The sequence below is a fragment of the Microcella sp. genome, assembly GCF_033763155.1.
Taxonomy (GTDB): domain Bacteria; phylum Actinomycetota; class Actinomycetes; order Actinomycetales; family Microbacteriaceae; genus Microcella.
On sequence record NZ_JANRKZ010000161.1, the window covers coordinates 1 to 4,816 of the forward strand.

A 4,816-nucleotide genomic window follows, 5' to 3' on the forward strand; every position below is an offset into this window, starting at 1 on the left:
CTCGAAGTGCTTGCGGTACTCGTCGAGGGTGGTCGCACCGATCGTCTGCAGCTCGCCGCGGGCCAGCAGCGGCTTCAGGATGCTCGCCGCATCGATCGCACCCTCGGCAGCACCCGCGCCCACGAGGGTGTGGATCTCGTCGATGAAGACGATGATGTCGCCACGCGTGCGAATCTCTTTCGTGACCTTCTTGAGGCGCTCTTCGAAGTCACCGCGGTAGCGGCTGCCGGCGATGAGCGAGCCGAGGTCGAGCGAGTAGAGCTGCTTGTCTTTGAGCGTCTCGGGCACTTCGCCCTTAACGATCGCCTGCGCGAGGCCCTCGACGACGGCGGTCTTGCCGACGCCGGGCTCACCGATCAGCACGGGGTTGTTCTTCGAGCGGCGCGAGAGAATCTGCATGACCCGCTCTGCCTCTTTCTCGCGCCCGATCACGGGGTCGAGCTTGCCCTCGCGCGCGGCGGCGGTGAGGTTGCGGCCGAACTGGTCGAGAACCTGCGATCCCTTGTCGGGGCTCGGGCTGTCGCCGCCGACGGCGACGGCCTCTTTGCCCTGGTAGCCCGAAAGCAGCTGAATGACCTGCTGGCGCACGCGGTTGAGGTCGGCGCCAAGCTTGACGAGCACCTGGGCGGCAACGCCTTCGCCCTCGCGAATGAGTCCGAGCAGGATGTGCTCGGTACCGATGTAGTTGTGGCCGAGCTGCAGCGCTTCGCGCAGCGACAGCTCGAGCACCTTCTTGGCGCGCGGCGTGAAGGGGATGTGGCCGGTCGGCTGCTGCTGACCCTGGCCGATGATGTCTTGCACCTGCTCGCGCACGGCGTCGAGCGAGATGCTCAGCGACTCAAGTGCCTTCGCAGCAACACCCTCGCCCTCGTGAATGAGGCCCAAAAGAATGTGCTCAGTGCCGATGTAGTTGTGGTTGAGCATCTTGGCTTCTTCTTGCGCCAAGACCACCACGCGACGGGCGCGGTCGGTAAACCGTTCGAACATCTCGCACTCTCCTCACGCGGCGCCGTCGACAGGATGCAGAGCCGCTGTATCGAGGGTAACCAGAGCACCCCCGCAGAACTGCCCGTGTTCGCCGTAGGCGTGACCGGGGTTGCACTCTGGCCTGAGCATCCGTAAATTAACGACAATCGATAATAACGATCAACGATAAGGATGCACATGGATCAGTTCACCGTCGTTCTTCTGGTGATGGCCGGAATCATCGTTGTTCTTGTGCTGGGCGTCGGCCGTCGCGGAGACGACAGTGGGGTCTTGCGACTGCTGGGCGCGCTCGCGATGACCTGGGCGGCGATCTCGCTGTTGGGAGTCGTCGCGCTCGTGTCGCTTACCCTTCTCGGCGACCAGTCGCTCGAATTAAGCCTCGTCTCCGCCACCATCCTGAGCGAGGCACCTGCTGTTGCCGGGGTCGCCATTCTCCCGGGCACATCGCGGGTCGTGGTCGATCCATCAACGCTGAGCCCCGTGGCGGTGGCAGTTACTCTCGTGGGGACGAGCATCGTCGGCATCGTCAGCGCCATCGTCGCCGGCGTCATCGCATTCGCGCTGCGTCGCATCGCGGCTGGCGACCCGTTCCCCCGCTCGATGTATCGCGCCACCCTGCTGGCCGGCAGCGCGCTCACCCTCGGACTGCCGATCGGCGCCGCCATCATGGGCTTCGCGCGAACTGTGGTGGCCGATGAACTCAACACCCTGGTCGGCGAAGAACGGTTCAGGCTCGGCTTTGAGTTCGACCTCACACCAGCACTGATCGGAGTGGTCGTGCTAGCGCTCGCCGAGGTCTTCCGCGTCGGGGAGCGGCTGCAGAACGATACGAAAGGTCTTGTCTGATGGAAATCCTGCTCTGGAATGTGCTGTTCGCCGCACTGCCGATAATCGCCGTCGGCGTCGTGGCGGTCGCGTTGTTCGTGATCGACCGTCGCCGACGCGTCACTGCGCAGAGTGGTGAAGAGGAGCGCACCCAAACCAGTGAGCTAGCACGCGTCGTCGCGATCCTCGCATTCCTCTACGGACTAGCCGCTGCCATTGGCGCGTTCATGGCCGCGGTCGTGACCATCTCAACGGGCGCGCGAGGTGGTGCGGGTGTCAACTCCATGACCTTGCCCGTCCCTGCATCGTCAACCACAGCCATCCCCGACACTGTGCTTCCGCCCGTCGAACTCGGGGGAGAACTGTTGAGTTTCGGACACTTCAGCGAGATCGCGATCACCGGTTTCGGACTCAGCCCGGGCACCGCCCTTCTGTACTTCGCGCCGGCGTTCCTCACCCCGCTGATGCACGCAATCGTGGCATTTGGAATCTCGTCGCTCGCCACACGTATCGAGCGAAATGAAGGCTTCGCACCTCAGCTCGCGAAAACCGCCGCGGTCGTCGGCGTCTCGCTCATCGTCATCGGATCGCTCTCCCAGGCCATGCAGTTCTACGGCACGAGCCTCGCTCGGTACGAACTGTTGGGCGGCACCGACCTGGGCGGCTGGGTCGGCCCGGAGCCCGTCGACCTGACGCACGTCGCCGCCGGCGTCGGAGTGCTCCTCGTCGCAGTGCTCCTCCGCCGTGGCGTGCAGCTCGAGCACGACACCAAAGGCCTGGTCTGATGAGCCCGGCGGTTTCCGATGAGGAGGAGACGGGCATCCACTGCCGGCTCGACGAACTGCTCGAAGAACGGGGCATGACCCTCACTCGATTGAGCGAGCTCGTCGGCGTGAGCATCGTCAACCTCTCGGTGCTCAAGAACGACCGAGCTCGAGCGATCAGGTTCTCGACGTTGCGGGCGATCTGCGAGGCGCTCGAGTGTGAGGTCGGCGACCTGCTGGTCGTTGAGCGCTGACCGCGCGGGCACGAACGTCTGCAGACTGCGCTGCTGAGCCGCAATCGCACGCTCAACGGCGATTCTGCAGACGTTCTTGTCCGGCACCCGAGAGCCAAGGCGGGCAGCCGCTGCGACGTGGGCGGCGAGCCGCGGCCGACGTAGGGTGGGGGCGTGAGCAACCTCGAGGCAGAGCCCGCCGAGCTCGTCTGCGACGGGCAACCGGAAGCGGGCATCCAGGTGCTCGAACCGCGCGAAGTGCCGCTTGGCGGCCCGCGCGCGATGACCGTGCGCCGCACGCTGCCGCAGCGCGAGCGCAGCCTTATCGGGGCGTGGTGCTTCGTCGACCATTACGGCCCCGACCCCGTGGCCGAGACCGGCGGCATGACCGTGCCGCCGCACCCGCACACGGGGTTGCAGACGGTGAGCTGGCTGTTCGAGGGCGAGGTCGAGCACCGCGACTCGAGCGGCGCGCACGCCATGGTGCGGCCGGGCGAGGTGAACCTCATGACCGCGGGAGCGGGCATCCAGCACTCCGAGGTGTCGACGCCCGCAACCACGCGGCTGCACGGCGCCCAACTGTGGGTTGCCCTGCCCGACCGCGACCGACACGTGGCGCCGTTCTTCGAGCATGCCGAGCCCGAACCGATCGCGATGGGCCCGGCCACCCTGCGGGTTTTCGTCGGCGAGCTCGCGGGCTCGCGCAGCCCCGTGCGCACCTTCACGCCCCTCATCGGTGCTCAACTCGACCTTCCTGCCGGTGAGTCGATCGAGCTGCCCGTCGACGAGCGCTTCGAACACGGACTGCTCGTGGATGCGGGCCTCGCCCTGCTCGACGGCATCGAGGTGCCCCACACCTACCTCGGTTACGCGGCCCCGGGTCGCTCGTCACTGCGGATCGCGGCGGGCGAGCATCCCGTGCGCGCGCTGCTGTTGGGCGGCGAGCCGCTCGGCGAACCGATCGTGATGTGGTGGAACTTCATCGGCCGCGACCATGACGAGATCGTGGCGTTTCGCGAGCAATGGCAGACCGAAGTGATCGAAGGCGCGACCGATGCTGGTCGATTCGGCATCGTGCAGGGCTGGAACGGGCGCGCATTGCCGGCGCCGGTCATGCCCGACGTGCGGCTGAAACCGCGCGACTAGTGCGCGCTATTCGTGCGGGTCGGCGGAGCGTGCGTTGGCTTCGAGCCGCGCACGCTCTTCCGCTTCGACCTCACTGAAGACGTCGCGTTCAGAGCGGTCGGCGCGAATAATCGCGCGCATGGCGAACCAGAAGATGAGGCCGATGACGATCGTCGGCGTCACCGAGAAGATCGCGTTTCCCCAGAAGTCTTCGGGCATGGGTCAAGAATACGGGGCGCGGCTGAGCGCGGCGTGAGCGGTCTAGACGCCTGCGCGACGTCGCGCGGCGAAACCGAGCGCGAGCACTCCGAGGGCGAGGCCCGCGGTTGCGGCGAGCACGACCCACCCGAGCGTCGACAGTGGGGCCAGCGATGAACCGGCGGAGGCGTCCGTCTCACCGTCGAGCGACTCGGTCGGCAACTGCAGCCCCTCGAGATTGTCACCGAGCTCGACCGAGTTTTCGACCGTGATGCCTCCGAGCACCGTCGACAAGCGACCGTCGTCGGCAACTGCAACCACGCAGTACGACCCATCGGGAACCGTGGTCGTCGACAGGCTTCCCGAGAACGCGTTGTCGTCGGTGACGGCCGTGCTCTCGGCAATGGGTTCACCGCACTCGACCATCGACTGCGGAGCGAGCGCGAGCGTGACGAGCTCAACACCCTCGCCGATTGCCGTGCCCTCGACGAGAAGGTCACCCGAGACGGTGGTTCCCGACAGCGTCGAACTGATGACGAGCGACTCCGAGGCGAATCCGGGCGTCGCGACGATGAGAGCCGACACCGCGAGAATCGGCACGCCGGTGACCACAGCGCGGAGGCGGTGAGAGATCACGTCGATCGCCGATCGGGTAGGGCGATTCGCGGGTGCCGGAGGGCATCC

The 4,816-nt window shown here is 66.3% G+C and carries 7 protein-coding genes; 4 read left to right on the forward strand and 3 right to left on the reverse strand.

Annotated elements, in window-relative coordinates:
* A partial coding sequence (locus tag SFU54_RS06750) for a Clp protease N-terminal domain-containing protein (protein WP_319015525.1) occupies positions 1 to 987 on the reverse strand: 987 nt, incomplete at its 3' end.
* Positions 988 to 1,164: 177 nt separating this feature from the next.
* Between SFU54_RS06750 and SFU54_RS06755 the strand changes: the two genes are divergently transcribed.
* From SFU54_RS06755 to SFU54_RS06770, 4 genes are all read left to right on the forward strand, one after another.
* On the forward strand, positions 1,165 to 1,833 hold the full coding sequence (locus SFU54_RS06755; RefSeq protein ID WP_319015526.1) for a hypothetical protein: 669 nt from the start codon (positions 1,165 to 1,167) through the stop codon (positions 1,831 to 1,833).
* Positions 1,833 to 2,597 (forward strand): hypothetical protein, encoded by a 765-nt coding sequence (locus tag SFU54_RS06760; protein ID WP_319015527.1) that lies wholly within the window; start codon positions 1,833 to 1,835, stop codon positions 2,595 to 2,597. The genes SFU54_RS06755 and SFU54_RS06760 overlap by 1 nt, the downstream gene beginning before the upstream one ends.
* The gene (locus SFU54_RS06765) at positions 2,597 to 2,830 is read left to right on the forward strand and encodes a helix-turn-helix domain-containing protein (protein WP_319015528.1); all 234 of its coding nucleotides are present in this window, start codon (positions 2,597 to 2,599) and stop codon (positions 2,828 to 2,830) included. The genes SFU54_RS06760 and SFU54_RS06765 overlap by 1 nt, the downstream gene beginning before the upstream one ends.
* Before the next feature lie 153 nt (positions 2,831 to 2,983).
* Positions 2,984 to 3,955, forward strand: coding sequence for a pirin family protein (locus SFU54_RS06770; protein ID WP_319015529.1), 972 nt, complete (start codon positions 2,984 to 2,986; stop codon positions 3,953 to 3,955).
* 6 nt (positions 3,956 to 3,961) lie between these two features.
* Here the strand turns inward: SFU54_RS06770 and SFU54_RS06775 are convergent, their stop codons facing one another.
* Both SFU54_RS06775 and SFU54_RS06780 read right to left on the reverse strand, forming a co-directional pair.
* Entirely contained in the window at positions 3,962 to 4,153 is a 192-nt protein-coding gene (locus SFU54_RS06775) for a hypothetical protein (protein WP_319015530.1), read from the reverse strand.
* 42 nt (positions 4,154 to 4,195) lie between these two features.
* Positions 4,196 to 4,816, reverse strand: a 621-nt coding sequence (locus SFU54_RS06780) for a hypothetical protein (RefSeq protein ID WP_319015531.1), incomplete at its 5' end; no start/stop codon positions are given.

Bases quoted from the DNA above. Each gene is read 5' to 3' on its own strand.
- SFU54_RS06760 (WP_319015527.1), top strand. From the start codon at position 1,833: ATGGAAATCCTGCTCTGGAATGTGCTGTTCGCCGCACTGCCGATAATC.
- SFU54_RS06765 (WP_319015528.1), top strand. From the start codon at position 2,597: ATGAGCCCGGCGGTTTCCGATGAGGAGGAGACGGGCATCCACTGCCGG.
- SFU54_RS06755 (WP_319015526.1), top strand. From the start codon at position 1,165: ATGGATCAGTTCACCGTCGTTCTTCTGGTGATGGCCGGAATCATCGTT.
- SFU54_RS06775 (WP_319015530.1), bottom strand. From the start codon at position 4,153: ATGCCCGAAGACTTCTGGGGAAACGCGATCTTCTCGGTGACGCCGACG.